Source organism: uncultured Limnohabitans sp. (assembly GCF_937889215.1).
In the GTDB taxonomy this organism is placed as follows: Bacteria; Pseudomonadota; Gammaproteobacteria; order Burkholderiales; family Burkholderiaceae_C; genus Limnohabitans_A.
On record NZ_CALBEX010000238.1, the window covers coordinates 1 to 1,107 of the forward strand.

At 67.7% G+C, this 1,107-nt stretch carries 2 protein-coding genes; both read left to right on the forward strand.

The annotated features are described in order from the left end of the window. The coding region (locus Q0341_RS06095; RefSeq protein WP_366522703.1) for an ATP-binding cassette domain-containing protein at positions 1–715 on the forward strand (715 nt) is incomplete at its 5' end. Continuing rightward, positions 708–1,107: CDP-alcohol phosphatidyltransferase family protein (locus Q0341_RS06100; RefSeq protein ID WP_299511240.1), on the forward strand; the 400-nt coding region annotated here is incomplete at its 3' end. The genes Q0341_RS06095 and Q0341_RS06100, both read left to right, overlap by 8 nt.

Here is a 1,107-nt window from a genome sequence, read left to right on the forward strand (position 1 = left end):
CCACACCATGACCGATACCCAACACCATGGCCTGCAGGTTCACATCGAACGCTTGGGCAGCGCTCACCACGCGCTGGTGAGCGGCCTGCACTTGCATGTACCGCCCGGCGAAATCCTCACGCTCATGGGCCCGAGCGGCTGCGGCAAAAGCTCGGTACTCGCGGCCATTGCAGGCACGCTGGCCAGCGTGTCCGAAGGCTTGCAGCCCCTGCAGTTGCAAGGCTCGGTGCAACTCAATGGCCGCGAACTCACGCAGCTGCCTACACATCAACGCGGCGTGGGTTTGGTGTTTCAAGACGCCTTGCTTTTCCCGCACATGACGGTGGCCGAAAACCTGCTGTTTGCCGTCCCCGCCAGCGGCACCAACGGCATCAACCTCACCAACGCGCAGCGCCAAGCCCGCGTGCAACAAGCGCTGCAAGAAGCCGAGCTGAGCGGCATGGGCGAGCGCGACCCGTCCACGCTCTCGGGCGGACAGCGTGCGCGCGTGGCGCTCATGCGCGCCTTGCTGGCCGAGCCGCAAGCGCTGCTGCTCGACGAGCCGTTTTCCAAACTCGACGCCGCCTTGCGCGCCCAGCTGCGCCCCTGGGTGTTTGCGCATGTGCGCGAGCGGCGCATCCCGGTGGTGCTGGTCACGCACGACGAACAAGACGTGGCCGACCCGCAGCGCGTGGTGCACTTGCGCGCCTCCGAAGAAAGCCCAACGCATGTTTGACCGCCACGCCCAAACCCTCTTGCGCCCCGCGCTGAACGCCGCCGCACGCGGCTTGGTGCGCGCAGGCATCAGCGCCGACGCGCTGACCTGGCTGGGCTTTGCCATCGGCATGGCCGCCGCCGTGGCCATTGCGCTGCAAGCGTGGTGGTGGGGTCTGGCGCTGCTGTTGGCCTCGCGCCTGCTCGACGGCTTGGACGGCAGCGTGGCCCGCCTGACCCAGCCCACCGATGCGGGCGGATTCCTGGACATCGCGCTCGACTTCGTGTTTTATGCCGCCATCCCACTGGCCTTTGCGGTGGCCAACCCCGCCACCAACGCCCTGCCCGCCGCAGCCTTGCTGGCCAGCTTCATCGGCACCGGCAGCAGCTTTTTGGCGTTTGCCGCACTGGCCG